At 62.4% G+C, this 26,595-nt stretch carries 22 protein-coding genes; 8 read left to right on the forward strand and 14 right to left on the reverse strand.

Annotation, left to right across the window (positions count from 1 at the left end):
- Positions 1-11: 11 nt before the first annotated feature.
- From DOM58_RS01070 to DOM58_RS01080, 3 genes are all read right to left on the reverse strand, one after another.
- A complete protein-coding gene (locus tag DOM58_RS01070; protein ID WP_110691434.1) occupies positions 12-2,612 on the reverse strand; it encodes a TRAP transporter permease in 2,601 nt (866 codons plus the stop codon).
- A gap of 412 nt (positions 2,613-3,024) precedes the next feature.
- The gene (locus DOM58_RS01075; RefSeq protein WP_075560861.1) at positions 3,025-3,999 is read right to left on the reverse strand and encodes a TAXI family TRAP transporter solute-binding subunit; all 975 of its coding nucleotides are present in this window, start codon (positions 3,997-3,999) and stop codon (positions 3,025-3,027) included.
- A 367-nt stretch (positions 4,000-4,366) separates the two neighbouring features.
- A complete protein-coding gene (locus tag DOM58_RS01080) occupies positions 4,367-4,864 on the reverse strand; it encodes a DUF192 domain-containing protein (protein WP_245392097.1) in 498 nt (165 codons plus the stop codon).
- A gap of 261 nt (positions 4,865-5,125) precedes the next feature.
- Here DOM58_RS01080 and DOM58_RS01085 point away from each other — a divergent pair, with 261 nt between their 5' ends.
- The 5 genes from DOM58_RS01085 (at position 5,126) to DOM58_RS01105 (ending at position 9,989) form a co-directional block, all read left to right on the forward strand.
- Positions 5,126-5,995 carry a DMT family transporter gene (locus DOM58_RS01085; protein ID WP_110691436.1) on the forward strand — a complete coding sequence of 290 codons (870 nt, stop codon included), beginning with the start codon at positions 5,126-5,128 and terminating at the stop codon, positions 5,993-5,995.
- A complete protein-coding gene (locus DOM58_RS01090; protein ID WP_223162114.1) occupies positions 5,992-6,450 on the forward strand; it encodes a GNAT family N-acetyltransferase in 459 nt (152 codons plus the stop codon). Before DOM58_RS01085 ends, DOM58_RS01090 begins: the two co-directional genes overlap by 4 nt.
- Positions 6,451-6,700: 250 nt before the next feature.
- Positions 6,701-6,919 (forward strand): DUF1656 domain-containing protein, encoded by a 219-nt coding sequence (locus tag DOM58_RS01095; RefSeq protein ID WP_075560820.1) that lies wholly within the window; start codon positions 6,701-6,703, stop codon positions 6,917-6,919.
- Positions 6,919-7,917 (forward strand): efflux RND transporter periplasmic adaptor subunit, encoded by a 999-nt coding sequence (locus DOM58_RS01100; RefSeq protein WP_075560819.1) that lies wholly within the window; start codon positions 6,919-6,921, stop codon positions 7,915-7,917. Before DOM58_RS01095 ends, DOM58_RS01100 begins: the two co-directional genes overlap by 1 nt.
- A gap of 5 nt (positions 7,918-7,922) precedes the next feature.
- Entirely contained in the window at positions 7,923-9,989 is a 2,067-nt protein-coding gene (locus DOM58_RS01105) for an FUSC family protein (protein WP_110691510.1), read from the forward strand.
- Positions 9,990-10,011: 22 nt separating this feature from the next.
- Here the strand turns inward: DOM58_RS01105 and DOM58_RS01110 are convergent, their stop codons facing one another.
- The 7 genes from DOM58_RS01110 to DOM58_RS01140 form a co-directional block, all read right to left on the reverse strand.
- The gene (locus DOM58_RS01110; protein WP_110691437.1) at positions 10,012-11,049 is read right to left on the reverse strand and encodes a trans-3-hydroxy-L-proline dehydratase; all 1,038 of its coding nucleotides are present in this window, start codon (positions 11,047-11,049) and stop codon (positions 10,012-10,014) included.
- A 54-nt stretch (positions 11,050-11,103) separates the two neighbouring features.
- Positions 11,104-11,889, reverse strand: a complete 786-nt coding sequence (locus DOM58_RS01115; RefSeq protein WP_245392098.1) for an ABC transporter ATP-binding protein — start codon at positions 11,887-11,889, stop codon at positions 11,104-11,106.
- Positions 11,886-12,662, reverse strand: coding sequence for an ABC transporter ATP-binding protein (locus tag DOM58_RS01120; protein WP_110691438.1), 777 nt, complete (start codon positions 12,660-12,662; stop codon positions 11,886-11,888). Before DOM58_RS01120 ends, DOM58_RS01115 begins: the two co-directional genes overlap by 4 nt.
- 9 nt (positions 12,663-12,671) lie before the next feature.
- On the reverse strand, positions 12,672-13,676 hold the full coding sequence (locus DOM58_RS01125; RefSeq protein WP_075560816.1) for a branched-chain amino acid ABC transporter permease: 1,005 nt from the start codon (positions 13,674-13,676) through the stop codon (positions 12,672-12,674).
- A 1-nt stretch (position 13,677) separates the two neighbouring features.
- Entirely contained in the window at positions 13,678-14,592 is a 915-nt protein-coding gene (locus DOM58_RS01130) for a branched-chain amino acid ABC transporter permease (protein WP_075560815.1), read from the reverse strand.
- 124 nt (positions 14,593-14,716) lie between these two features.
- Positions 14,717-15,841, reverse strand: a complete 1,125-nt coding sequence (locus tag DOM58_RS01135) for a branched-chain amino acid ABC transporter substrate-binding protein (protein ID WP_075560814.1) — start codon at positions 15,839-15,841, stop codon at positions 14,717-14,719.
- A gap of 326 nt (positions 15,842-16,167) precedes the next feature.
- The gene (locus DOM58_RS01140; RefSeq protein WP_245392099.1) at positions 16,168-17,463 is read right to left on the reverse strand and encodes a porin family protein; all 1,296 of its coding nucleotides are present in this window, start codon (positions 17,461-17,463) and stop codon (positions 16,168-16,170) included.
- Positions 17,464-17,891: 428 nt separating this feature from the next.
- On the opposite strand from DOM58_RS01140, the gene DOM58_RS01145 reads away from it, so the two are divergent.
- Positions 17,892-20,480, forward strand: coding sequence for a membrane-bound PQQ-dependent dehydrogenase, glucose/quinate/shikimate family (locus DOM58_RS01145; RefSeq protein WP_110691439.1), 2,589 nt, complete (start codon positions 17,892-17,894; stop codon positions 20,478-20,480).
- 544 nt (positions 20,481-21,024) lie between these two features.
- Here the strand turns inward: DOM58_RS01145 and rpoH are convergent.
- The 4 genes from rpoH to ftsY form a co-directional block, all read right to left on the reverse strand.
- A complete protein-coding gene (gene rpoH, locus DOM58_RS01150) occupies positions 21,025-21,891 on the reverse strand; it encodes an RNA polymerase sigma factor RpoH (RefSeq protein WP_110691440.1) in 867 nt (288 codons plus the stop codon).
- A 283-nt stretch (positions 21,892-22,174) separates the two neighbouring features.
- Positions 22,175-23,155, reverse strand: a complete 981-nt coding sequence (gene ftsX, locus DOM58_RS01155) for a permease-like cell division protein FtsX (RefSeq protein WP_110691441.1) — start codon at positions 23,153-23,155, stop codon at positions 22,175-22,177.
- Positions 23,152-23,820: a cell division ATP-binding protein FtsE gene (gene ftsE / locus DOM58_RS01160; protein WP_075560810.1), complete on the reverse strand. Its 669-nt coding sequence runs from the start codon at positions 23,818-23,820 to the stop codon at positions 23,152-23,154. Before ftsE ends, ftsX begins: the two co-directional genes overlap by 4 nt.
- On the reverse strand, positions 23,817-25,415 hold the full coding sequence (gene ftsY / locus DOM58_RS01165) for a signal recognition particle-docking protein FtsY (RefSeq protein ID WP_110691442.1): 1,599 nt from the start codon (positions 25,413-25,415) through the stop codon (positions 23,817-23,819). The genes ftsE and ftsY overlap by 4 nt, the downstream gene beginning before the upstream one ends.
- Before the next feature lie 213 nt (positions 25,416-25,628).
- On the opposite strand from ftsY, the gene rsmD reads away from it, so the two are divergent.
- Both rsmD and DOM58_RS01175 read left to right on the forward strand, forming a co-directional pair.
- Positions 25,629-26,201: a 16S rRNA (guanine(966)-N(2))-methyltransferase RsmD gene (rsmD, locus tag DOM58_RS01170; protein WP_245392100.1), complete on the forward strand. Its 573-nt coding sequence runs from the start codon at positions 25,629-25,631 to the stop codon at positions 26,199-26,201.
- A gap of 126 nt (positions 26,202-26,327) precedes the next feature.
- The gene (locus DOM58_RS01175; RefSeq protein WP_075560807.1) at positions 26,328-26,534 is read left to right on the forward strand and encodes a cell division protein ZapB; all 207 of its coding nucleotides are present in this window, start codon (positions 26,328-26,330) and stop codon (positions 26,532-26,534) included.
- Positions 26,535-26,595: the final 61 nt, after the last annotated feature.

The raw sequence follows: 26,595 nt of genomic DNA on the forward strand, positions 1-26,595 counted from the left end.
GCGACCCCGCGTCAGGCGGTAGCGACGCGTTCCGGCCTGTTCGCCTTGGGTTCACGCCGGCGCCGCTGGAGCAGGACGACCAGCCCGAACAGCAACAGACCCGGGATCCACATCAACTCTTTCGGCATCTGAGACGTGGGGATGCGCACCGATACGATCTGCTGATCGAAGTCGAAGCCGAGCTTTTCCGCCTGGCTATCGAAATCGGTCATGTCGACCAGCGTCTTGCCGTCTTCCTGCATCAGATGCAGGCCCAGGCTCGAGAGCCGCTCGGCCCCGGTATCGCCCTCGGTCGCCGGCACCTGGATCACGAAACTGGTGGGCGAACCGTAGGCGTCGAGACCATCGATACGCGTCATCAGATGACCGTCGGGGCCGATCTCACCCAGGGCCTGTTCGAACTGCGCCGGCGGCACCTCTTCGTAGGGCGCATCGACCATGTCCATCCAGAAGCCGGGGCGGAACAGCGTGAAAGCGACCAGCAACAGCAGCAGACTCTCGTACCAGCGACTGCGTACCAGCATGAAGCCCTGCGTCGCCGCCGCAAAGATCAGCATCGCCGCCGTTGCCACCACGAAGATGATGACGCCATGGATCCAGTCGACGTTGATCAGCAGCAGGTCAGTATTGAAGATGAACAGGAACGGCAGCGCCGCGGTGCGCAGGCTGTAGTAGAACGCCTGGAAGCCGGTGCGGATCGGATCCGCGCCGGAGATCGCCGCCGCCGCGAATGACGCCAGACCTACCGGCGGCGTGACGTCGGCCATGATGCCGAAGTAGAACACGAACAGGTGGACGGCGATCAGCGGTACGATCAGGCCGTTCTGCTCGCCCAGTTGGACGATGACCGGCGCCAGCAGTGCCGATACCACGATGTAGTTGGCGGTGGTCGGCAAGCCCATGCCCAGGATCAGACTGAGCACGCCAGTCAGCAGCAGCATCAGCAGCAGGTTGCCCATCGACAGCGTCTCGACCAGATCCGCCAGCACCAGGCCGACGCCGGTCTGTGCCACCGCACCCACGATGATCCCCGCGGTAGCGGTCGCGATGCCGATACCGATCATGTTGCGGGCGCCATCGATCAGACCTTCCAGCAGATCCTTCCCGCCGCGTCTGATGTCGTTGGCCAGGTCGCTCTGACCGCGGAAGAAGGCGTCGATCGGGCGCTGCGTCAGGATGATGAAGATCATGAAGGCGGTGGCCCAGAATGCCGAGAGGCCCGGCGACAGCCGCTCCACCATCAGACACCACACCAGCACGATCACCGGCAGAATGTAGTGCAGCCCCACCATCACGGTAGGTTTGGTCCGCGGCAGCGTGGTGATCTCGCTGTTCGGATCGTCGATTTCCAGCGGCGGATAGTTCGAGCCCAGCTTGATCAGGCCAACGTAAACGGCGGCCAGCAATACCGCGATCACCCACGGGGCGGCCTCGCCCAACGCCGGCTGAAGCCAGCCGAGACCGTAATAGACGACGGCGGATACCAGCATCAAACCGACCAGACCGGTGAGGAAACCCAGGATCTTGCGCATCCAGGGGCGCACCGGATTGCTGCTCTGCAGCCCTTGCATACCGGCTTTCATGGCTTCGAGATGAACGATGTAGAGCAGTGCGATATAGGAGATCACCGCGGGCAGGAAGGCGTGCTTGATCACCTCGAGATAGGAGATGCCCACATACTCGACCATCAGGAAAGCTGCCGCGCCCATCACCGGCGGCATGATCTGGCCGTTGACGGAGGAGGAGACTTCCACCGCACCGGCCTTGGTGGCACTGAAACCGACGCGCTTCATCATCGGAATGGTAAAGGTACCGGTGGTCACGGTATTGGCGATCGACGAACCCGAGATCAGACCGGTCAGCCCGGACGCCACCACGGCCGCCTTGGCCGGCCCGCCGCGATAGTGCCCCAGCAACGAGAATGCGACCTTGATGAAGTAGTTGCCTGCCCCGGCCTTGTCGAGCAACGCGCCGAACAGCACGAACAGGAACACGAAGCTGGTGGAGACCCCCAGCGCGATCCCGAACACCCCCTGCGTGGTCAGCCACTGGTGATTGACCAGTCCGTAGAAGCTCACACCACGGTGGGCCAGAATGCCCGGCATGTAGGGCCCGGCGAGGGAGTAGATCAGAAAGATCAAGGCAATGATCATCAGCGGCGGGCCGAGCGCGCGGCGCGTCGCTTCTAGCAGCAGCACGATGCCGATGACGCCGACGATCACATCCTGCAGGATCGGGGCACCGGGACGCTGTGACAGCTGCGCGTAGAAAAAGTAGAGATAGGAGGCGCAGAACGCCGCCACGATCGCCATGACCCAGTCGAGGATCGGCATGCGTTCGCGCGGAGAGCGCTTGAACGCCGGATAGGCCATGAAGGCAAGAAAGACCGCGAATGCGAGGTGGATGGAACGCGCCTCGGTGGCGCTGAAGACACCGAACCCGACCATGAAGGGTAGCGGCGAGGCGATCCAGAGCTGAAACAGTGACCACAGCGCCGCTACGCCCAGCAACAGGCGATTCGGCATCCCGGTCAGCTTGCGCCCCCCGGTATCGGTCGCAGCCAGTTCGTCCAGCTTGGCCTGATCAGGGCCAGAAGTTTTGTTGTCCGTCATGAGCAGATCCTGACTTGAGGAAACACTGAATAATTGCCTGCGCGAGCGAATCGCTACGCTATGACCGCCATCCCTGGCGGTCACCGAAGGCCGGCCTACGGCCGTTCAAATTCGCTCCCGGCGAATTTGTGCGCGGTACTCGAAGGCTCACCTAACCCCAAGTTATGTCTCACCTTCTGCGTTCCGTGCGCCTTGCGCTTCATCTCGCTCGGAGAATGACTCAGCGCTCCCTTGGCAGCCGGTAGGCGAAAGGACATCGAGACGACATCATTTCGCGCTTGATTCGATGCGACGCCAGGCGTCGCGGGGACTCGATCCAACGACGCGGCGGTTGTCACCAACCACCGCGTCAGAGTGTCAACGCCATCCTGGAAGAATGGCGCTGTGGGCGATTACTGCCTGCCCTTTTCCTTTACAGCCAGCCCTGCTCTTTATAGTAGCGCTTGGCACCTTCATGCAGCGGTGCAGAAAGACCCTGACTGATCATGTCTTCCGGCTTCAGGTTGGCGAAGGCGGGGTGCAGACGCTTGAAGCGATCGAAGTTGTCGAACACGGCCTTGACGGTCTGATAGACGATTTCGTCGTCGACGTCGGCAGACGTGACGAAGGTGGCGCGGACACCGAAGGTCTCGACGTCATCCGGGTTACCCTCGTACATGCCGCCGGGAATGGTGGCCATGCTGTAGTAGGGGAACTTGTCGACCAGCCCTTTGACCACATCGTCGTTCAGCGGCACCAGATTGGAAGGAACGGTAGTGGTCGCTTCCTGGATCGCACCGTTGGGGTGACCGACCACGTAGGCCATCGCATCGATGTTGTTGTCGGCCAGTGCCGAGGCCATCTCGGCCGCACCCAGTTCGGAAGCCAGCGAGAACACGCTGGTGTCCCAGCCCTCGGCGTCCATCAGCACTTCCATGGTGGCGCGCTGGCCGGAACCCGGGTTGCCGATATTGACGCGCTTGCCCTTCAGGTCCTGTACGGAATGAATGTTGGCATCTTCACGCGCCAGGATGGTGAGCGGCTCACCGTGCAGCGAGAAGACCGAACGCAGATTTTCCATCGGCTGGTCGAACTGCGCTTTGCCTTCATACGCGTTGAACTGGACGTCCGACTGGGCGACGCCCATGTTCAGTTCGCCGGACTTGATCCCGTTGATATTGGCAACGGAGCCGCCGGTCGACGGCGCGTTACAGCGGATGCCGCTCTCTTCGGCACTGCGGTTGACCATCCGGCAGACTGACTGGCCGACGACGTAGTAGACGCCGGTCTGACCGCCGGTACCGATAGTGATGTATTGCTGATCCTGCGCCATGGCGGGCGTCGAGACCGATGCGACCCCCATCAGAGCCGTGGAGAAGATGGCTGCGGTTAATGCGTGGCGTTTCATGCGCATACCTCGAATTTTTCCCGTTTATTGTGTTGATCGGCTTTTCCGACCGCGAAGACGACAGGCTGAGCGGCGTGCCTCAAAGGCGTGATCGACATCGCACCCTGCCCGTGGACTTATCTATTGCAACATACGTATCGCGAACTAGCTTAACCCGACGGCGCGACATCATATAGCGTGTTCTGAGCTGGCAAAACCTTTGCGAACGGCATATCCATCGCCCTATCGCTGAAATGGCAGCACCGGTCGGCCTGCGGCTACCGCTCTCGAGACACCGTCCGCGAAAGACAGCGCGCTCGCGCGTCGAACTCGCGCGTCGAATTAGCAGTCCGTTATCGGCATGTCTCATGCAGGAAACGAATGCGTTTTAGGGCGAATCCAGCCACGGCGCCAACTCGATGCGATCGCCCACGCCGATGCCGCGCGCGGCAAAATATCCGGCATTGGTCTCCAGCGCCGCCCGGAACGGCGCACCCGCCGGATAGACGGGACATTGGCTGGACTGCTCGGCATGACAGGGCGACATCGTCTTGAGCGAACGGATCACGCCCCCGCTGTCGATGAAGGCGATATCCAGCGGGATTCGGGTCTTGTACATCCAGTACGCGTTGGCTCCCGACTGTTCGCTAGCGTAGACAAACAGCATCCCCGCCTCGGCAGGCAACGCTTGCCGCTCCATCAGTCCTTTCGCGCGCTCTGCTGGCGTTCTCGCAATCTCGACCTGAAGGCTATGTTCACGCTGGCCGCTATCGACAGTCAGCTCATGGCGTGGCGACGTCTCTCCCCAAGCCGGTATCGTCAGCAATACCGACATCAGCAACGCGCCCTGGATCATCATTTTCGCCAACGGTTTTATCGTCGCCATGACACCTGCCGGATGAGTTGTGGAGGCATTCTGGCGCATGGTAGCGCATTCATCCCCAGTAAGGGATGCCGAGATGCCGCGCCAATAGCAAGGATTCGTCCTGTCTCGGAGCGACGATCGGCACGCCAGCTCAAAATAACCTTGCTCTCGTCCGAGGCGCTGGGACAATGTCTCATCAGCGCCATGCGGCAGCGCTCTTGAACGATATCTTCGAACGTAACAGACGCTTTTAACCGACGCCCTTAAAGACGAGTATCGCGCGTGCCTCTCAAGCATCTACTGATCGGCCTCGGCATCATCGCCATCTGGGCTTTCAATATCATCGTGATCAAGGTCGGGATCGAGGATCTGCCACCCCTGCTGGTAACGGTTCTTCGCTTCATGCTGGTCGCCGTGCTGGTGGTGCCGTTCACACGCATTTCACGTCGGCAGCTGCCCTGGATTCTGGTATTGGCCGTGACCTTCGGCGGGTTGCACTTCCCGCTGCTGTTTCTGGGCCTGCAGCGATCGGAAGCCGGTACCGGCGCCCTGCTGGTACAGATGGGCACACCGTTCGCGACGCTGCTGGCGGCGATATTCCTCAAGGAGAAACTCGGCTCGCGGCGGATCGTCGGATTGATCCTGGCATTCGGCGGTGTCGTGGTGCTGGCCGGCGGCCCGTCGCTGCCGCCGCCGGTATCCACCGCCCTGCTGCTCGCCAGCGCGTTTTTCTGGGCGGTCTCGACCATGATCATCAAGCTCGCCCCGCCGATCGCACCGCTGACCCTGACCGGCTGGATCTCGCTGTTCGCGATCCCGCTGGTCGCGCTGGGTAGCTGGCTATTCGAGGATCATCAGTGGCAGGCGATCCAGCAGGCTGGCTGGGCCGGCTGGGGTGCCGTGGTCTACACCGCGGTGATGTCGTCGATCGCCGCCTACGGGCTATGGTACTGGCTACTACAGAAACACCCCGTCAGCCGAGTAGTACCGTTGACCCTGCTGATGCCGGTCTTCGCCGTCATTCTCGGGGTCTGGCTGCTGGGCGACCCGCTGGGCTTCAACAAGCTCGCGGGCGGCGCCATGGTCATTGCCGGGCTCGCCGTCATCAACATCCGTTTCCGACGTCACCGCCAATCGAGTGCTGCCCCATGAACCATCAATCGATGCCCGACATCCAGTCCATGACCCCCGACGATCACGCGGATTTCGCCGCCATGATGCTGCGCACCCCGGGTGTGGTGCTCAGAACCGCCGATGGCTATGCGGCCACGCAGCGCTATCTCGAGCGCAACCCCGGATTGAGCTTCGTGGCGCGTTCAGCCGAGGGAACAGGTATCGTCGGCTGCGCCATGGCCGGTCACGATGGCCGACGCGGCTATCTGCAACACGTCATGGTCGACCCGGACTACCGTCACCTCGGACTCGCCCGGATGATGGTCGAGCGCTGCCTGGCGGCGCTGCTGGAAGCGGGGATCGAGAAAGTGCATCTCGACACGCTGGCGGATAATCACCAAGCCCACCGCTTCTGGCAGCATCTGGGCTGGGCCGACCGGCGCGACGAAATCGTCAAGTTTTCACGCGTACTGGTCGAGGATGACAACGCCTGATATCGCTGTGCCGAGCCAGACGAGCCAGACGAGCCTGCCCGGCATGAGATCGCTGTCTCAGAGATCCACATCGTCCCCGAAGGGGCGGTTTCCAGTTAGACTACGAATCAAGGTCACGGGTCACGGCTACGGCCGCGATCAAGACCAATGCGACCAGCATCACAACAACGATGGCGACGGTTGCGACCCTATTTAAATAGCGTGCTAACATTACCGTCCGTCCCACGCCGCCACTACCAACGGGAAACGTATGGGTCTACAGGAAATCGCCGTTGGCGGAATCTTCATCAGCCCACTGCTGCTCTACGCGATGATCGGATTCATCGCCACCATCGCCGTGCGCTCGCTGCTGCACTGGATGATCGGTCAGCGCGCGCTGTGGTATGAGGCCTGGTTCGACGTTTCGCTGTTCGTGATGTTCACTGCCGGCATTACCTTTCTGTTTTCCGTCCTGCTCGAGAGTACTTGATGCGCAATTCGCTACGTGTCCTCCTGACCCTCGTCGTCGTCGCGATCGCCGTGGCCGCCGGTTTCTGGCTGTGGAACTACTACCTCTTCACGCCATGGACGCGAGATGCGCGCGTGCGTGCGGAAGTCGTCACCATCGCCCCGGACGTTTCCGGATGGGTACGCACCTTGAACGTCAACGACACCGGTCTCGTCGCCAAGGGCGATACCCTGTTCGAGATCGACCCTGCACGCTATCAGGCGGCCCTGGAGCAGGCGCAGGCGACGGTGGAGAACCGTGAAGCGACCTTGAAGCTACGCCAGACCGAGGCCCAGCGCCGCAGTCAATTGAGCAGCCGTTCGATCAGCGCCGAAGATCGTCAGATCGCCCAGATCAACAGCCGTGTCGCCGCCGCCAATCTGAAGCAGGCCCAGGCCGATCTGGCCAGCGCCAAGCTCGACCTCGAGCGCACCCAGGTCGTGGCGCCGGTCAGCGGTCATGTGCTCAATCTGCAGCTCGCCGCCGGCAACTACGTAACCCGCGGCACTGCGGTCATGGCGCTGGTGCAGTCGAACTCCTACTACGTCATGGGCTATTTCGAGGAGACCAAGATGCCCTCGATCCGGGTCGGCGATCCGGCCTCGGTCACGCTGATGAATGGCGATACCCATCTGCGCGGGCACGTCGCCGGGATCGGCCGGGGCATCGCTGACGCCAACACCACGCTCAACAACCAGCAGCTGCCGCAGGTTCAGCCCACTTTCAACTGGGTGCGGCTGGCCCAACGTATCCCGGTGCGCATCACCCTGGACGACATTCCCGACGAGACACTGCTCAGCTCCGGCATGACGGCAACGGTGCGGATCGAAAAGCCGGACGGCGATCATCCAGGCGATCGCGTCTCGCCGCCGAAGAGCACGGCCACGCCTGAAAATGTCCCTGCCGACCGACGCCCGACCCAGCAGGCGCAACAGCCTGACGGGACGCCGGACCAGAACGCTGTCGACGACACGCAGTGATGCGCATGCCGCCCCTCGTCCAGACCTATCTGATGCCCGAGGTCTCGGCGGTCAAGTTCGCCATCAAGACCACCCTGGCGATGATGATCGCGCTTTACCTGGCGCTATGGTTCAACCTCGACCGCCCTTACTGGGCGTTGATCTCGGCGGCCTTCCTGCAGATCCGGCCGATGAGCGGCATGGTCATCGAGAAAGGCATCTGTCAGATCAGCGGCACGCTGATCGGTGCGACGGCGGGAATCATCATCATGGCGCTTTTCGCCCAGGCGCGAGTGCCGGCGCTGATCACGCTGACGCTGTGGATCATGCTATGTACCTACGTCGGCTCCCTGTGGCGCAACAACTACACCTACGGCTGCCTGATGGCGGCCGTCACCGCCATGCTGATCGTGGTGATCTCCAACGGCAGCACGCCGGGAGGCATCTTCGATATCGCGGTGGCGCGACTGTCGGAGCTGGGACTGGGCGCCATCTGCGCCACCCTGGTCAGTTCACTGCTGTGGCCCTCTCGGGTCGGCAAGCATCTTTCCGACCAGGCCGATACGGTCATCAACGAAGCGTTCGAGAACGCCGCGCTGCGCCTCGAAGCCAGCGACGATATTCCCGCCATGCAGAAGGCGCTGCGGGGCAGCCTGGGCCCGCTGACAGTGCTGGAAACGGATAGCCAGGCAGCACGCTTCGAAGGCCCCGAGGGGCCGGGCCGAATCCGCGCGACTCACGTATTGACCCGCCGCACGCTGCGTTTTCTGGCCAATCTGCAGGCGCTGCATCAGATGCTTCACGATCACGCCGACAAGCTGGACCCTCGCAGCATCGAGATCGCGCGCCAGGTCGCTCAGGGCTTTCGCGAGGCGGAACACGTCAAGGGCGTGCCCAAGGCGCGTCAGGAACTGCAGGATCTGCGTCATCTGGTACACGAGAGTGACGAGGAAGGCATGGCGCCGCTGGATCGGCGCGCACGCCTGGGGCTGCGGGAATCGATCGGCCACGCCATGGTGATGCTCGATGCCCGCGAAGCGATCGCCTCGCCCGGCACCCACAAGCTGCGTTCGGCCTCGCTGGCCTGGCATCGCGATCACCTTGCCGCCGGCATCAACGCCATCCGTTCGGGACTAGTATTCGGCACGCTGGCCACATTCTGGATTCTCACCGCCTGGAACAGCGCCATGGTCGCCATGCTGCTGGGCACGCTGTTCTCGTCGTTCTTTGCCAGCCGCGACAACCCGGTCGCAATCACCATGATGTTCTACAAGGGCATGCTGGCGGCGATCCCCAGCGCCTTTCTGTTCGGCCACGTGCTGCTTTCTCAAGCCCATGGCTTTCCGATGCTGGCGATGCTGTTCGGCACGCCGCTGTTCCTGGGGCTGCTGGGGGCGACCAATCCAGCGACGATGGGCTACTGCCTGGCCTTCACGATCTTCAACATCCTGCTGACCATGCCCGGCAACAACATGGATTTCTCGTTCGACAGCTTCGCCAACCGTGCCGTCGCAGTCATCATCGGGCTGACCTGCGTGGCGATGGGCTTCCGGCTGCTGCCGGGGCTGGGTACGCGTCTGCGTCGGCGCCGCCTGATCAATGCCATTTCCCGGGACATCCGTCACTTGCGCCGGCGTTCGATACGCGATGCCGAGACCCGCTTCAGCGGACACATGGCCGATCGTATCCTGCAACTGGCGCAGCACGACGACATGCTGCCGGAGGACCAGCGTCACCTGTTCATTCTGGGGCTGACCGGGCTGGATCTGGGCACCGCGACACTGCGTCTGCGTGACCGTCTCGACGATGCGCCACACCCGCTGATTCGACGTGCCCATCGCCAGCTACTGCGCACGCTGGCCAGCGGCTTCGAGGAGAGCGCCAATGGCCGCCAGCCGCAAGGCATTCGCGAGGCGGGTCAGCGTCTGGACGAAGCCATCGCCGCCCATGGCAACGTGCCTGCCGATCGCCGTGTCCTGCTGGAGGGGCTGGTCGAGCGGCTCGAGCTGGCGCTGGAGCGGCTGGGACGCATCATGGCCGAGCGCCCCGGGATCAAGCCCGCGGCGCAGGCATCCGAACCGGCGACCTCCTGACCGAGCGCCGAATCGAGGCTCGTTAGCGGTCGCCGATGCGCGGCCAGGTATCGGCGAGCCGATAGCCGGCGGGCCACGGGTCGTGAGGGTCGAGGGTGTGCTGATGGGTGCCGGTGATGAAAGCGCGGCCGCGGATCAGCGGCGTTACCGCCTCCTTGTCGCCAACGCGAGTCGTGCCGTCGAGCTGGCAATAAAAACGTGAATCGATGATCGATTCGCCGATGAAGGTCTCGTTCAGCCCGAGCTTGCCCTGAGCATGCAGCAGCGCCATGCGCGCGGAACAGCCGGTACCGGTGGGGGAACGATCAAGCTTGCCGGGCTGAATCGCCACCGTGTTGCGCCCCAGCCAAGCATCGCCCTCCCGCGTCAGCGGCGCGGCGATCTGGCAGAACGAGACGTGCCGCCACTCGGGATTGGCGGGATGATGAAAGCCGAACTGCTCGTTGACCGCATTGGTAATGCGGATGCCGGCCTCGACCAGCTCCCGTGCTTCGTCCGGGACCAGTCGGAAGCCGAGATCCTCGGCATCGACGATCACGAAACTGTCGCCGCCGAAAGCCGTATCGACGCGCAGCGTACCGAGCCCTTCCACTTCGAGCTGCAGATCGCGCCGGTCGACGAATGCAGGCAGGTTGCGCACGGTGACGTCCAGCACCCGGCCATTCTCGCAGCGCGCTACCATCTCGATCACCCCGCCCGGCGCCTCCAGCACCAGTTGCGTCTCTGGCTCCTGCATCGGCAGAATGCCGGTCTCGAGCAGTACGGTGGCGACACACAAGCTGTTGGAGCCGGACATCGGCGGCGTGTCTTCCGGCTCCATGATGATCCAGCCCATCTGCGCGCGCGGATCCTTGGCCGGCACCAGCAGATTGACGTGCCGGAAGACGCCGCCGCGAGGTTCGTTGAGCATGAAGTTTCGCAGCGTCTGGTCGCGTGCGATCCAGCGCGACTGCTCCCACAGCGTGTCGCCGGGCGGCGGCGCCACCCCGCCGACGATGACGTCCCCGACCTCGCCCTCGGCATGACAGCTGACGCTATGAATCACCCGACTGGTCTGCATTCGATCCTCCGACATTCGACAGGGCGCTGACGATCTGGATGCAACGCCACGTCGTCACTCGCCGACGCCCAAGTAGGCCTTCACGATGGATTCGTCTTCGCGCAGCTCGGCGGCAGCGCCCTGCATGCGGATCTCGCCGTTCTCGATCACGTAGGCGTAATGCGCCAGACGCAGCGCCAGGCGCGCATTCTGCTCCACCAGCAGGATGGTGGTCCCGGCCTCGTTGAGACGTTTGATAATGCGCATGATGTCGGTCACCAGCTTCGGCGCCAACCCCATGGAGGGTTCATCGAGCAGCATCACGCTGGGCCCGTGCATCAAGGCGCGCCCCATCGCCAGCATCTGCTGCTGTCCGCCGGAGAGCAGCGAACCATCCTGATGGCGGCGCTCGTGGAGGATCGGAAACAGCCCGTAGACCTCGTCGAGTCGCTGGCGGCGCAGCGCGTTGTCCTTGACCGTGAACGCGCCGAGCTCCAGATTCTCCTTGACCGTCAGCCCACGCAGGATCCGGCGCCCTTCGGGCACGTGGACCACGCCGCGGCGGGCGATGTCGTGGGCGGCGAGCTTGGCGATCGACTCCCCTTCGAGCTGAACGTCGCCCCGCTGCGCCCGCACCAATCCCGACACGGTCTTGAGCGTGGTCGACTTGCCGGCGCCGTTGCTGCCCAGCAGGGTCACGATCTCGCCTTCGTGGACATCCAGTGTCACGCCTCGCAACGCCTGAATCTTGCCGTAATAGGCTTCGACGTCGCGAATGCTCAGACGCACCTTGTCAGGCCGCTTGGCGGTGGCCGATGCCCCGGGGCGTGTGGCCTCGGGTCGTGTGGTGGTTTGCGTCACAGTGCCAGCTCCTCCTCGTCCTGACCGAGATAGGCCTCTATCACCCTGGGGTCGTTCTGCACCGTGTGGGGGTCGCCCTCGGCGATCAGACTGCCGTGATCGAGCACGCTGATTCGCTCGGAGACGTTCATCACCAGGCTCATGTCGTGTTCGATCAGCAGCACAGCGACGCCGCGCTCGTCCCGGATGCGTCGAATCAGCTCGATCAAGCTCTGTTTCTCGCTGCTGTTGAGCCCCGCCGCCGGCTCGTCGAGCAGCAACAGCTTGGGTTCGGTCGCCAGGGCGCGGGCGATCTCGACCCGGCGTTGATGCCCATAGGCCAGATTGGTCGCCAGTCGCTCCTGTTGCCCCAGCAGGTCGACGAAATCGAGACACTCGAGACTGGTCTCGAGAATCTGGCGCTCTTCGGCGCGCTGACTCGGCAGGCGCAGTATCGCCGCCAGCGCACCGGACTTGGTCCGGCAGTGCTGTCCGGCCATGACGTTCTCGAGCACCGACATCTCACGGAAGAGGCGCACGTTCTGGAAGGTACGAGCGATGCCCATCCGGGTCACGGCATGCGGCTTGCGTTTGACGATACGCTCGCCATCCAGGGTGATATCGCCTTGCTGCGGGCGATAGAAGCCGGTGATCACGTTGAACATCGAGGTCTTGCCGGCGCCGTTGGGGCCGATCAGGCTGTGAATGCGCCCCGCCTCGACACCGAAGTCGACATCGTGCAGTACGGTGTTGCCGGCGAAGCTCAGCGACACCTGTTTCAGTTGCAGCAGCATCGCTTTCTCCTAGGATCTCTTTTCGGGCCAGATACCACTCGGCCGGAACAGCATGATCAGCAACAGCAGTACGGCGAATATCAGCAGTCGCAGGGTGCCGAAATCACGCAGCAATTCGGGGCCGAGCACCACGATGAACGCGCCCAGGATGACGCCGGGTATCTTGCCCATGCCACCCAGCACCACCGCCAGCAGAATCAGCACCGACTGCTGGAAGCTGAAGCTCTCCGGCGAGATGGCCCCCAGATTGACCGAGAAGAAAATTCCGCCGATCGCTCCGAAGATGGCGCCGGTAACATACGCTGCCAGCTTGGTCGCCACGCGATTGATCCCCATCGCTTCGGCGGCGTCCTCGTCGTGGCGCACGTAAAGCCAGGCCCGCCCCAGCCGGGAATCGAACAGCCGCTGACTGGCGACATAGGCCACCACCGCCAGCACTACGAAGACGTAGTAGAAGTCGATCGAGCTATCGATGTGCCAGCCGAACAGCGACGGCTCCGGTATGTGCGACAGACCGCTGGCGCCCCCGGTGATCTCCAGGTTGCGCGCGGTGAAGCGCACGATTTCGCCGAAGCCCAGCGTCACGATCGCCAAATAGTCGCTGCGAAGACGCAGCGTGGGCCCGCCGATGATCACCCCGGCGAGCGCCGCGGCCAGCAAGGCAAACGGAATGGCCGCCCAGAAATTGACCCCGAACTGCTGGGTCAGAATGCTGACGGTATAGGCGCCGACGGCGAAAAAGGCGGCGTAGCCAAGATCGAGCAGCCCCGCATAGCCGACCACGATGTTCAGCCCCAGGCAGAGCACGACGTAGAGCAGCGCATTGGTCAGAATGACCGTGGTGTATTGACTGGAGATCCATGGCGTGACGATCAGAATGGCCAGAATGACGACATGCAGTGCGCGCCGCCTTCCCGGCGATTCGAAGGCGGCATAGAGGCGCTGAAACAGATTCCGCGGCCGCGGTTCTTGGCCGTCTGGGGCGGTCACCGGGGTTGGTTTGGGTTCGGACATGTCACATCCTCTCCACTTCGGATTTGCCCAGCAGTCCGGTGGGCTTGAATACCAGCACCAGAATCAGGATCGAGAAGGTGAAAACGTCCTTCCATTCGCTGCCGATGAACGGAATGTGCGTACCGAAGGACTCCAGCAGGCCCAGAATCAGGCCTCCCAGCATCGCCCCGGTGATACTGCCGATCCCGCCGATCACCGCGGCGGTAAAGGCCTTCAGCCCAATCAGAAAGCCCATGAAGTACCAGATGCTGCCGTAGTACGCACCCGCCATGGTGCCGGCGGCGGCGGCGAGCCCCGAGCCGATGAAGAACGTCACCGCTATCACCGCGGAGACGTTGATCCCCATCATCCGGCACATGTCCTTGTCGATCGACACCGCACGCATGGCGCGCCCGTACAACGTCTTGGAAACGAACAGTTCGAGCGCAATCAGCAACACCGCGGCGGTCGCGACCAGGACGATCTGGTTATAGGAAAGAAAGAGATTGCCGAGATTGAAGCCACCGAATCCCAGATCGGTCTGAAACGCGGTGTACTGGCCACCGGTCAGTGCCAGCGCTGCGTTCTGCAGTACCAGCGAAACCGCCAGCGCCGTAATCAGGATCGACAGCCTCGGCGCACCGAACATGGGATGATAGGCCACCCGTTCGATCACCACGCCAAGACAGCCCACAGCGAGCATTGCCAGCAGCATGGCGATGAAGATGCCGAGCCAGCCGGCGCCGACGAAACCGGAGATCAGCGATAGTCCGCCAAAACCCGCGAAGGCACCGGTCATATAAAGATCGCCGTGGGCGAAGTTGAGCAGTTTGATGACGCCGAACACCATGGTGTAACCGAGCGCCACCAGGGCATAAAAGGAGCCCAACACCAGCCCGTCGACGAGCTGCTGCAGAAAAGAGTCGTACCAGGTCATGAGCGTGCATCTCTGGACAGCGGAAAGCGCAAGGGTGCGCCGGGAGCGCTGCGGGGATCATCGAACCCGCAGCGCTTGCCGGCACCGTCGGCTCAAGCGGTAGCTCGAGCCACGGGGCTACCCGTCATTTCTTCTCGTAGCGGGTCCACTTGCCGCCCTGCCCTTCGAGCACCACGAAGTTGCTGCGCGCCAGCGTATGCTGGGAGGTGAAGGAGATCGGGCCAGCCAGCCACTCTTTGCCATCGGCGCTGTTCAGGGCTTTGATGATGGCATCGGCGTCCGTCGATCCGGCCTTGTCGATCGCCCAGGCCATCAACTGCAGGCCATCGTAGGCGAGCGGTGCATATGGCCCCGGCGCGTTATCGAACTTGGACTGATAGTCGCTGATGAACTGCTTGGCGGCCGGCAGGAAATCGGCGGTCGGATTGGAGAATGCGAACACGCCTTCCGCCGCCTGGCCGGCAATGTTGAACAGCTCCGGCGAGTTGGAGCCGTCGCCCACCGCGATGGTCCCCTGGAAGCCGCGTTGACGGAGCTGACGAATCAGCAGGCCGCCGTCGGCGTAGTAGGCCGTCCAGAAGACCGCTTCGGCACCGGAACCGCGGATCTTGTTGACCAGTGCGGAGAAGTCCTGCTCGCCCTTGTTGATGTATTCGAACGCGGAGACGGTGTGGCCGGCGCCGGTCCAGGCATCGCGGGTCAGGTTGGCCAGATCCTGCGAATAGGCGTCGCCCTGGTTGACGATGGCCAGTTTCTCGATGCCTTCGCCCTCGAAGAAGTCGAGCGCGGTCTTGGCCTGATCGTTCCCCGTGGAATTGATCATGACCGCGTTGCCCGGATTGGCCGGAATCAGCTGCGTCGAGTTGGCGGCCACGATGACGAACGGGATGTTGGCATCACCGTAGGTCTTGAGCGTGGGCTGGGTGGCACCGGAGCAATACCCGCCGACCACGCCGACGACTTCCCGCGAGGCCAGACGGCTGGCCGCGTTGACCGACTGCTGCGGGTCACAGGCGGTATCGCCGGTGACCAGCTCGATCTGACGGCCGCCCAGCAATCCACCCTTGGCGTTGATTTCGTCGGCGGCCAGCGACATGGCGTTGAACATGTCCTTGCCGTAGGTGGCTTCGGAACCGGTCGTCGGCACCTGAACGCCCAGCGTGATGGGGCCCTCCTGAGCCATGGCGAGAGAACCGGCGGCGAGATTGATGACGGCCGCGGAGGCGATCAATTTGAGAAATTTACCCATACAGCAACACTCCCTTCAGCGCTTTTTGTTTGTTCATGCTTGTTTGTGGGTACTGCAAAGGGGTCGGGCATCGCGCCCTTCCGTGCCTGGACCGCGCCGATCGCGGCATTCCTTCATCCTGCCATGGAAAGTTACATTCTGACACTAAGCTTTTCGTAGGCCGGCTGAAGCCGGCTGATAATAGACACTAGGCTTTTCGTATAAAATATACAAGAAGATCCCCGAGAGCCGTATGCCGGCGCCTCGCAAGCCCGTGGCGGCCCCGGCCGGCCAAAAAAACGCCCAGCAATCGCTGGGCGTTCATCTTTCACCATCCCTGGCTCGGATCAGTAAGTCAGACCGAAGTGGGACTGGATGCTGGTATGCCAGCCGTCATCGACGGGAGAACCGAAGTAGTTCAGCCCGTTCTTGTTGGTGATGACGTCGAACCAGGCGTAATAGCGACCGGCCGTCAGTTTGACGCCGATGTCGTTGAGCATCGGATCGTCCATGTCGCCATAGCCGCCATTGATGGCGGAGAAGTCGTCAGACGGGTCGATGTAGCTGAAGTCGTTGAAGAAGTAGGCGTTCTCGATCGGTCCCCAGTCGACATCCATGCTGTAGGCCAGACTCGCCGAGTACATCTCGCCCTCGGCCGGAATCAGGTAGTTGAAGCCAAACGCGCCAATCTGAACCACGTTGTCGGAAATGCCGGAAGCGGCTTCACTCGGGTTCTTGGCATTGAACTCGTAGGTCGTGGCCTGCAGCTGAGTCATCCAGTTGCCATAGCTGCCATCCAGACCCATCGCCACCGCCCAGCTGTCTCCGCTCTTGTTCGTATTGTTGTTATAGAGCTGCCCGCCCTTGGCGGAAAGATTGACCTGAGTGGTGTAGTCACTGCCTTGATTGAAGGTGTACGCCAAGCGCCCGGCCAGCTGATTTTCCTCGGTATTGCCCTGCGCGCTGTCACCGATGGCATTGGCGCCATAGTGCTCGTTACCGTCACCCAGCTGATCGCTCTTGAAGAAAGCTAGGCTGGACTCCCAGGCACCCTGGGTATGATCCCATTTGATGCCGGCATTCTGGTTGTCATTGAAACCCGCCAGGTACGGGAGACTGCCGTACCAGCCGAGATAGCCGTAATCCATGTTGCCGAACGGCGTCTGGACCAGACCGAGCTTGACGTTGTCATTATCGCCGAACTGATAACCGGCCCAGGCATGGTGCAGAAAACGATAGCCATCGTAGAGACGATACTGGAAGGAGTAGGAGAGCGGGCCTTCGCCGCCATCCATCCCCAGAATGAACTTGCCGAAATCGAGATCCCCGGCCGTGTCCTGACTGGTCTCGTCCCAGTCATTGAAGGTGTAACCCAGCTCCACGGTACCGCTGAACTGCGGCGTCCCGACCTCGTCCAGCATGGAGCGATTTTCTTCGGCCATGTCGCGGGTCTTGGTCGCTTTCGTCTGCTGACTCTCCCGCTGTTCGGCCAACTGCTGTTGCAGCTGCTGGACTTGTTGCTGCAAGGCGTCGAGCCGACGCTGGATCGCGTCGTTATCCTGTGAAGTCTGCGCCAGCGCCGTCGGCACGCACGCCATCAGCCCTACGGCAAGGCCGAGGGATTTGAAGATCGGTGAAGTCACGTTGTCGTTCCCTTAGTACAGGTTATTAGTACGGATGCCGGGCTCGGATCCCGGATACGGATTCTTATTACAGGCTATTAGTACGGATCCTCGATATTATTAGGTTAGCGTTATTCCGGTGTCGTCGATAAAGCCGTCAAAAAAGCCGTCGATAAAGCCGTCGATAAAGCCGTTGGACGCTCTTGTAGGCTTATTGCACATTTACCGTAACAAAACGGCTACCCCCCTTAAACCTTTGCCGGACAAAAGGGTTGACGCAATAGGTCGCCAAAAAGCCCGGATTAACGTGAATTTGTGGCCTGAAATCATCGCTACCCTGCGATACCATGACTATCCTTATCGCATGCGACTACATGTCGCGGTAAGCATCTGGCGCAGCGGAGCATGCGCCTGAATAACCATTAGAGTTTGTTTCAAGGGAGAATTCCGTGGCCACTTCGACCTCTTCCGGCGGCGTTGGCGCAATATTCGCCAAGCTTGTCGGGATCATCGTTGCACTTGTCGGTCTGGCGCTGGGAGCCGGTGGCGCTTATTTGGCGACACTCGGCGGTTCCTGGTATTACCTGATCGCCGGGATATTGATGCTGATTGCCGGCATCCAACTGTTTCGCGGCCGGATCTCCGGCGCCGGTATTTACGGAATCGTCTTCATCGGTACGTTCCTGTGGGCGGCCTGGGAGTCGGGGCTCAATTACTGGCGCTGGATTCCTCGGCTCGACGTGATGCTGATTCTCGCCATCCTGGTCGCACTGGTCACTCCCGCGCTCAGGGGCGGTCCGTCACGCAAGGCCGGGTTTTCTGTCGCAGGTGTCCTGTTCCTGGGCCTGATCGTGGCCGGGGCACTGGCTTTCCTTCCGAACCGCGGTTATGAGCATCCCGAAGATGTGCCGGCACTGGCCCAGGAGTCGCTGTCCACCGATGTCGGGGACGCCCAGCCGGCCGATGTTCCCGCTGACGAAGACTGGTCCGCCTATGGCCGGGATTCGGCGGCTACGCGCTACTCCCCTGCCGACCAGATCACGCCGGACAACGTTGGTGATCTCGAGGTGGCCTGGCAGTACCGCACCGGCGACATTCTCGACCACCGCTGGGGTGCGGAAACCACGCCGCTGAAGGTCGGCGACGATGTCTTCCTGTGCACCTCGCGCAATATCCTGATCTCGCTGAATGCCGCGACGGGTGAAGAGAACTGGCGCTACGATCCGCAGGTTTCCGAAGACGCTATTCCCTACACCGCCGCTTGCCGTGGCGTGACGTATTACAAGACGCCGACAGATTCATCGTCGAGCGCCGATCCCTCGACGGCTCAGAACGGCGAAGGCTCTCAGGCCGCCGATAACGGCCAGGACGGCAACGATAGCCAGAGCGGCGACAATCAGCCAGCGCCGACAGACGATACGTCTTCCGGCCAGGGCGCAATCGCTTCGAACGACGATCAGTCCTGCCAGGCGCGGATCATCTCCGGCACGCTGGACGGCCGCCTGATCGAAGTCGACGCCGCTACCGGCGAGCCCTGCACCGACTTCGGCGACAACGGCCAGGTCGATATCAAGCGCAACATGGGCGAGACCCCCGACGGCTACGTCTCCATCAACTCCGCGCCAGTCGTGGTACGCAACGTGCTCATCACCGGCCACCAGGTGCTGGATGGTCAGCGCCGCTATCCGCCCTCCGGCGTGATCAAGGGCTACGATGTCGAAAGCGGTGAGCTGCTATGGGCCTGGGATGCGGGTCGTCCCGACCAGAGCGAGCCGTTGACGGGCGATGACACCTACGTACGCGGTTCTCCCAACATGTGGACCACCGCCGTGGGCGACAGCAAGCTCGGCATGATCTATCTGCCGATGGCCAACAGTGCCGGCGATTACTGGAGCAGTTCGCGCACACCGGAAGAGAACGAGTGGGCCGCATCGATGGTGGCGATCGACGTCGAGACCGGCCTGCCGAAGTGGCACTTCCAGACCTCACACAAGGATGTCTGGGATTATGATCCCGGCTCGCAGCCGACGCTGATCGACTTCCCCACCGACAATGGCAAGGTGCCAGCGCTGGTGATGCCGACCAAGCAGGGCGAGATCTACGTTTTCAACCGCGAGACCGGCGAATTGCTGGGCGGCGGTGCCGAAGAACGCCCGGTCCCCCAGGGCGGCGCCGAACCGGATCAGCGCAGCAAGACGCAACCGTTCTCGCTCTACGCCACGCTGCGCCAGCCGGACATCGACGAGAAGGACATGTGGGGCATGACCCCGTTCGACCAGCTGTTCTGTCGTATCCAGTACCGTCAGGCGAGCTGGGAAGGCATGTACACCCCGCCGACCGCCGAACAGCCGTGGATCCAGTACACCGGCTACAACGGGGGCTCCGACTGGGGCAGCGTGGCGATCGATCCGCATCGCGGCGTGATCATCGCCAACTACAACGACATGCCCAACTACAACGAGCTGGTGCCGCGTGATGTCGCCAACAAGCTCGGCTGGGTGCCGCGCGACGAGCAGAAGGAAGACACGGGCGGAGCCGAAGGCGCCGGTGATCCACAGGCCAATACGCCCTATGCGATCAATGTCAACGCCGGCTGGCGCGTGCCGTACACCGGCATGCTCTGCAAACAGCCGCCTTACGGGCATATTCGCGCCATCGATCTGGCGAGCGGTGATACCCTGTGGGACCGTCCGCTGGGTACGGCTCGCGCCAATGGCCCGTGGGGCATCCGTTCGGGACTGCCGATCGATATCGGCACGCCCAATAACGGCGGCTCGGCGGTGACTGCAGGCGGCCTCATCTTCATCGCCGCGGCGACCGACGACCTCATTCGCGCCATCGACATCGAGAGCGGCGAGACAGTGTGGCAGGCGCCGCTGCCGGCGGGTGGCCAGGCCAATCCGATGGTCTATGAAGCCGACGGCCGTCAGTATGTGGTCATCGTGGCCACCGGGCATCACTTCATGGAAACGCCTACCGGCGACTATGTGATCGCCTACGCACTGCCGAAGGGTGAGGACGACACTTCATCGCAGTGACGAATCAGGCCCCGGTCAAGAAGTACCTGCCGGGGCGTTGATCCGAAAATGTTGTCGATATGATCGAGTACGATCAAGCGGCGGTGTCGATGACACCGCCGCTTTTTTTGATTGGCTGATATGAATATGACGAGGCTGCAGACACGGGACGGACTGCCACAACGCCACAACACCACAACACCACAACAGAGTCCCGCTTCAGGATCTTCCCAGCGGGATCGACAGGCGAACGCGAAGCGGAAACTAAGCGGACACCAAACCGACATTAAAAAGCCCGAACCCCGTGAAATACAGGGTTCGGGCTATGCATCGATTTGACGACGGTTTCTGTACGAGAGGCAGTCGTCAGGCAGAAGAGATAACTAACGCTGGCCGGTTCTCATCGACCGGGCTGACTGCGACATGAAGCTCTTACACACGGCGTTTCGGTTACGAGGCGCTACCGTTACCAAGTACCAAGTACCAAGTACCAGGCGCCCCTGTGGCAGGACGCGTTGATAACAGACGCGCTGATGACAGACTTACCGACCACAGACGCCGAGTATCAGGCGGCTACCGTATCACCAAGCTGCTGCTTGATCTTCTTCATGGCGTTCTTCTCGAGCTGACGAATCCGCTCGGCAGAGACCCCGTAGACATCGGCCAGCTCATGCAGCGTGGACTTGTGATCGGAGAGCCAGCGACGCTGCAGAATGTCGCGCGAACGATCGTCCAGTTCGCTTAGAGCGCCTCGCAGCCGCCCCGTGTAGTCGGCTTCCCAGTCGTCCGCTTCGAGCTTGGCCGCCGGGTCGAAACTGTGATCCTCGAGATACTGCGCCGGCGCCTGATAACCCTGATCTTCCTCTTCGCCGGGACTGGCGTCGAAGCCCGCATCATAGGATGACAGGCGACCTTCCATTTCCCGCACGACCTTGGGCTTGACGTCGAGATCCTTGGCGATCGCGTCGACTTCGTCGTTGTTCAACCAGGCAAGACGCTTCTTGGCGCTGCGCAGATTGAAGAACAGCTTGCGCTGCGCCTTGGTGGTCGCAATCTTGACGATGCGCCAGTTACGCAGCACGTATTCGTGAATCTCGGCCTTGATCCAGTGAACCGCGAAGGAGACCAGACGAACTCCCTGGTAGGGGTCGAAGCGTTTGACCGCCTTCATCAGCCCGACGTTACCTTCCTGAATCAGATCGGCCTGCGGCAACCCGTAGCCCGAGTAGCTGCGAGCAATATGAACGACGAAGCGCAGGTGCGACATGATCAGACGACGAGCCGACTCGAGGTCGTCCTCTTCGTACAGACGTACGCCCAGGTCGTGTTCTTCTTCGGCCGTCAGCACGGGAATGCCGTTGACCGCTTGAATGTAACCGTTGAGATCGTGACCCGGGGAAAGGTTCCCAATGGATTGAAGACTGTTGCTCATCTGCGATGTCTCCATGCTGGGCGGCGTGTCGGAGCGAAGAGCCGGTCAGCTCGATCCGCTTGGGAACACGTCGCAACAGGTTGTTCTGCCTGCCTACGAGGATACCTGATAAGACCCTCAGCCTAGACAAAAGTTCAATATTCTCGCCAGCATCAGTGGTGCTGAAACTGAAGCTTGGCGAGTGATGACCGATACGTTGAGTGGTTTTTTTAGCGCATCCCATGGCCGTTGACCAGCGCGCCGAACCACCCATGACGACTCATGACTACCCATAATAAATAGGCTAACGCGGTTTGATGTCCGCCAGATGACGACCCACCGCGAGCCATGCTCCCAACCAGCCTAATAGTGTACTAAAAAGCAGCAGAAATGCCGAATGTCCGATACCCAGCGAGGGCAGTGCGAAGTGGGCACCGTAGCTTTCTGCCAGCGCCGCGACCGGCGAGGCCAGCCAGTTGCCGCCGAGTACCAGAATGATCAGCGACAGCGCCCCGCCGCCCAGTCCGTACCAGGCCCCACTATAGAGAAAGGGGCGGCGGACGAAGGCATGGGTCGCGCCGATCAGCGTGACGACCTCGATTTCCTGCCGCCGGCTCTCTACCGCCAAACGTATGGTATTGCCGACTACCAGTAGCACGCCCAGGCCGAACAGCAGCGCCAGCGCCAGCGCCACGCGCTGGCCGAGCGCCGCCAACTGTTGCAGACGATCAAGCCAGGCCAGATCCAGACGCACTTCGTCGACCCCGTCGAGGGCCTGCAGCTGTTGACTCAACGCCTGAACTTCAGCGGGCGCCGTCGCGTCGGGGGTGACCACGACACTCGCCGGCAGGGGATTGGTCTCGAGCTGCGAAAGCGCATCGTCCACACCCAGCGTCTGCTGGAAATCCGCCAGCCCTTCGGCGGCAGTCACCAGCCGCGTGCCGGCCACACCGGGCTGCTCGCCGACTTCGGCGGCCAGGTCCATGGCGCGAGACTCGCCTACATCGGCGGCAAAATAGACCGTCAACGTGGCGCTCTCGTCCAGCTCGGCGTCCAGCAGCCGCGCGCTGTCCAGTGCCAACCACAATCCCGCCGGCAGGATCAGCGCGATGGCGATCGCCAGCATGGTCAATAGCGTCGCTATCGGCCGCTTGACCAGGCGCAATGCGCTATCGCTCATCATCGCCCGATGATGCCGCAGCCAGGCGCGACCGCCGCCGGAAGCGCGACGCTGCGGCTTCTGCGCGCCACGAGGGCGCTCAGCGGAAGGCTGGCGTTCGCTCATGCCGCCTCCCCGTCACCGACCAGGCGGCCGTCGCGCAGCTTCAGCACGCGATGCCGCAGCCGCGCGATCAGGGCCAGGTCATGGCTCGCTACCAGCACCGTGGTACCGATGCGGTTGAAATCCTCGAACAGCCGCATGATATCGGCGGACAGCTGCGGATCGAGATTGCCGGTCGGCTCATCGGCCAGCAGCAACGCCGGCTTGTTGACCACCGCGCGGGCGATTCCCACCCTCTGCTGCTCGCCGGTGGAGAGTTCGATCGGCAGCGCCCGCTCGCGGTGCAGTAGCCCGACCTTGTCCAGCGCCGCGCGCACGCGGCGCGCGGCATCGGCCGGCTCGACCCCCTGGATCGTCAACGGTAACGCCACGTTGGCGAAGATGTCGCGATCGAGCAGCAGCTGGTGGTCCTGGAAGACCACGCCGATCTGGCGTCGATAATAGGGAACCTGGCTGATGTGCAGGCGGTCGAGATCGTGACCCGCAACCAGCACTCGGCCTCGCGAGGGGCGCTCGAGACGCATGACCAAGCGCAGCAGAGAGCTCTTGCCGGCGCCGGAATGGCCGGTCAGGAAGAGCATTTCGCCACGTTCGACGCGGAAATTGATATCGGCGAGCGCTTCGAAACGCCCGCCGTAGCGTTTGCCGACGTGCTCGAAAGCAATCATGAATCCGCGTCGCCATCCCGGCCGGCGTCTCGATCGAACAGCGCCTTGACGAAGGTCTGAGCATCGAACGGGCGCAGATCCTCGAGCGACTCACCGACGCCGATGAAACGGATGGGGATGCCGGTTTTCTTGGCCAGGGCAAAGATGATGCCGCCCTTGGCGGTGCCATCGAGCTTGGTCAAGGTGATACCGGTGACCGGAATCGCCTCGTCGAAAGTGGTCGCCTGAGAGATCGCGTTCTGGCCGGTGCCTGCATCGAGTACCAGCATCACCTCGTGCGGTGCCGTGGCGTCGAGCTTGGCCATGACCCGCTGCACCTTCTTGAGCTCTTCCATCAGATGGCTCTTGTTGTGCAGGCGACCGGCAGTGTCGGCGATCAACACGTCGACCTTGCGCGCCTTGGCCGCGGCGACGGCGTCGTAGATCACCGAAGCGCTGTCGGCGCCGGTATGCTGAGCGATCACCGGCACGCGGTTGCGCTCGCCCCAGACCTTGAGCTGCTCGACGGCAGCGGCTCGGAAGGTATCGCCCGCCGCCAGCATCACGCTGCGCCCTTCGTTCTGGAAACGCTGGGTCAACTTGCCGATGGTCGTGGTCTTACCAACACCGTTGACGCCGACCATCAGGATCACGAACGGGCCTTCGCCCTTCGGCGGCAGCTGCAGCGGCTGGGTGACCGGTTCGAGCAGCGCCGCCAGCTCTTCCTGCAGCGCGCGGTAGAGCGCGTCGGCATCGGCGAGTTCCTTGCGCGAAACACGCCCGGTCAGGCGCTCGATGATCTCGCTGGTCGCCTCGATCCCCACATCCGCCAGTAGCAGCTGCGTTTCGAGATCCTCCATCAGATCATCGTCGATCTGCTTCTTGCCCAGCAGCAGATCGGCAACGCCATCGGTCAGGTTGGCACGTGTGCGTCCCAGGCCAGCCCGCACCCGCGATAGCCAGCCGCCCTTGGGCTTCTCCTTGGGCGCTGGCGCCGGGGTATTCGACTCGAGTGACGGCTCGGGCTCGAGCGGCTCGGATACAGGTGATTCAGGCTCGGGCGCCTGGGAGGCCTGGGATGATGGCGAGGGTGCGGGCGTCACATCCGTTGCCAGCTCCGTCGCTCGCGTGCCTGCCGCGGGGGTTTCTTCCAGCGAGGACTGCGGCGATTCCTGCGACAGCGGCTCGCTCAGCGCCTGCTTGGCAGCCGTTTCCTCGAGTGACGAAGGGTCGTAATCCACGGTCGCCGACCGATCGGGATCCTCGGCCTGGACGAGCGATTCATCGCCCGGTGTGGCGGTCCCGACTGCCGGGGCGACAGTGTCGTCTCGAACGGAAGGTCCGTCGTCGACAACGGGAGTTTCCGGGTCCCGTTCGACGGCAGGCTGCAGTCCGTGGGAGGACGCGCTGTCATCCTTCGAGATGGCGCTTTCGTCCTTAGAGTCGGCGCTTGCCGAGCCGGCCCCCCTGTCAGGGTCGACCTCGTCACTTTCGCTGGCGGGAACGCCGGCCTCCGCGTTCTCCTCTAGCGCCGCCGCTTCGGCCTCTTCCGCCTCGCGCCGACGCGCTTCCTCTTCCTGCTGCTGTTTCTTGCGACTCTTGAATAGTCCGAACATGGATGGCTTCACTGCTGAAAAGCCGTGCTGGCGCCGCTGGATCAGCGTCGGTCATCACGACTTCGGAGAATATCGATAACGAGACCTCATCCTATCACCGCGAGGGTTGCGGGGGTACAATTGCGCGCCATGAATCGACGTCGTCCACGTCGGGCCAGCAATAGCGCCCGAGACCGCACCCAAGGCAGTGCCCGTTCCGGCCAAGACGGCCCCGTGTCATCGCATCGGGGGCCCGGTCAGCTGCGTCTGATCGGCGGCGAATTCCGACGTCGCAAACTGGCGATTGCGCAGAGCCCAGGCTTGCGTCCGACGCCGGACCGAGTGCGCGAAACCCTGTTCAACTGGCTGGCGTTCGATGTCGGCGGCAAGCAGGTGCTGGATCTCTATGCCGGCACCGGCGCGCTAGGACTGGAAGCGCTCTCGCGCGGCGCCAATCAGGCGAGCTTCGTCGAGTCCAGCGCCGTCGTGGCTGACGCCCTCGAAGCGAATATCGAACTGCTGGGGGCCAACGGTCGGGTTCACCGAAGCGATGCGCAGCAATTTCTCGATGGCACGCCGACCGCGTTCGATCTGGTCTTTCTCGATCCGCCCTTCCGTTTGGGGCTTGCCGCTCGAACCTGCCAGCGTCTCGAAGCCGATGGATGGCTGGCGGCCCGAGCGATGATCTATGTCGAAACGGAACACGAACTGGAGTGGCAGCCGCCGGATGGCTGGCAGCTTCATCGAGAAATCGTCGCCGGAGAGAGCCATGGGCGGCTGTTTCGACGCACTCAGAGCGTGGATTGACGTCGCCGGTTCGAGACGCTTGTCGAAGGCTCCGGCGCCACGTAGGCTGGCGCCCACCAGGTCAACAGTTGTTTTCCATCAGGTTGTTTTTCACTAGACAGTCATGAGCTTTCAAGGAGCGTGCCAATGAACGGGGAAATCTTCGCCAAGCTGGAGCAGAAGATTCAGGATGCCGTCGACAGCATCGAGATGCTGAAGATGGAAAACGAAGAGCTCAAGGCGGAAAACGCGCGCTTCCAGCAGGAACGCGAAGAGTGGGAGCAGCGTCTCGGCGGCCTGCTCGACAAGCTGCAGTCGCTGGATACCCAGACGGGTGACAGCAACAACGGCTGAGTTGAATCCAGGGTGGCCGACTTCTAGCCACCCTGTCGCCACGCGGGCCGTGCGCCCGCGT

Source organism: Salinicola halophyticus, from assembly GCF_003206695.1.
GTDB lineage: Bacteria > Pseudomonadota > Gammaproteobacteria > Pseudomonadales > Halomonadaceae > Salinicola > Salinicola halophyticus.

Bases quoted from the DNA above. Each gene is read 5' to 3' on its own strand.
- DOM58_RS01110 (WP_110691437.1), bottom strand. From the start codon at position 11,049: ATGCAGACCAGTCGGGTGATTCATAGCGTCAGCTGTCATGCCGAGGGC.
- DOM58_RS01075 (WP_075560861.1), bottom strand. From the start codon at position 3,999: ATGAAACGCCACGCATTAACCGCAGCCATCTTCTCCACGGCTCTGATG.
- DOM58_RS01070 (WP_110691434.1), bottom strand. From the start codon at position 2,612: ATGACGGACAACAAAACTTCTGGCCCTGATCAGGCCAAGCTGGACGAA.
- DOM58_RS01125 (WP_075560816.1), bottom strand. From the start codon at position 13,676: ATGTCCGAACCCAAACCAACCCCGGTGACCGCCCCAGACGGCCAAGAA.
- DOM58_RS01135 (WP_075560814.1), bottom strand. From the start codon at position 15,841: ATGGGTAAATTTCTCAAATTGATCGCCTCCGCGGCCGTCATCAATCTC.
- rpoH (WP_110691440.1), bottom strand. From the start codon at position 21,891: ATGAGCAACAGTCTTCAATCCATTGGGAACCTTTCCCCGGGTCACGAT.
- DOM58_RS01105 (WP_110691510.1), top strand. From the start codon at position 7,923: ATGCCGCCCCTCGTCCAGACCTATCTGATGCCCGAGGTCTCGGCGGTC.
- ftsE (WP_075560810.1), bottom strand. From the start codon at position 23,820: ATGATTGCTTTCGAGCACGTCGGCAAACGCTACGGCGGGCGTTTCGAA.
- ftsY (WP_110691442.1), bottom strand. From the start codon at position 25,415: ATGTTCGGACTATTCAAGAGTCGCAAGAAACAGCAGCAGGAAGAGGAA.
- DOM58_RS01175 (WP_075560807.1), top strand. From the start codon at position 26,328: ATGAACGGGGAAATCTTCGCCAAGCTGGAGCAGAAGATTCAGGATGCC.
- DOM58_RS01090 (WP_223162114.1), top strand. From the start codon at position 5,992: ATGAACCATCAATCGATGCCCGACATCCAGTCCATGACCCCCGACGAT.
- DOM58_RS01130 (WP_075560815.1), bottom strand. From the start codon at position 14,592: ATGACCTGGTACGACTCTTTTCTGCAGCAGCTCGTCGACGGGCTGGTG.
- DOM58_RS01095 (WP_075560820.1), top strand. From the start codon at position 6,701: ATGGGTCTACAGGAAATCGCCGTTGGCGGAATCTTCATCAGCCCACTG.
- DOM58_RS01100 (WP_075560819.1), top strand. From the start codon at position 6,919: ATGCGCAATTCGCTACGTGTCCTCCTGACCCTCGTCGTCGTCGCGATC.
- ftsX (WP_110691441.1), bottom strand. From the start codon at position 23,155: ATGAGCGAACGCCAGCCTTCCGCTGAGCGCCCTCGTGGCGCGCAGAAG.
- DOM58_RS01120 (WP_110691438.1), bottom strand. From the start codon at position 12,662: ATGCTGCTGCAACTGAAACAGGTGTCGCTGAGCTTCGCCGGCAACACC.
- DOM58_RS01080 (WP_245392097.1), bottom strand. From the start codon at position 4,864: ATGGCGACGATAAAACCGTTGGCGAAAATGATGATCCAGGGCGCGTTG.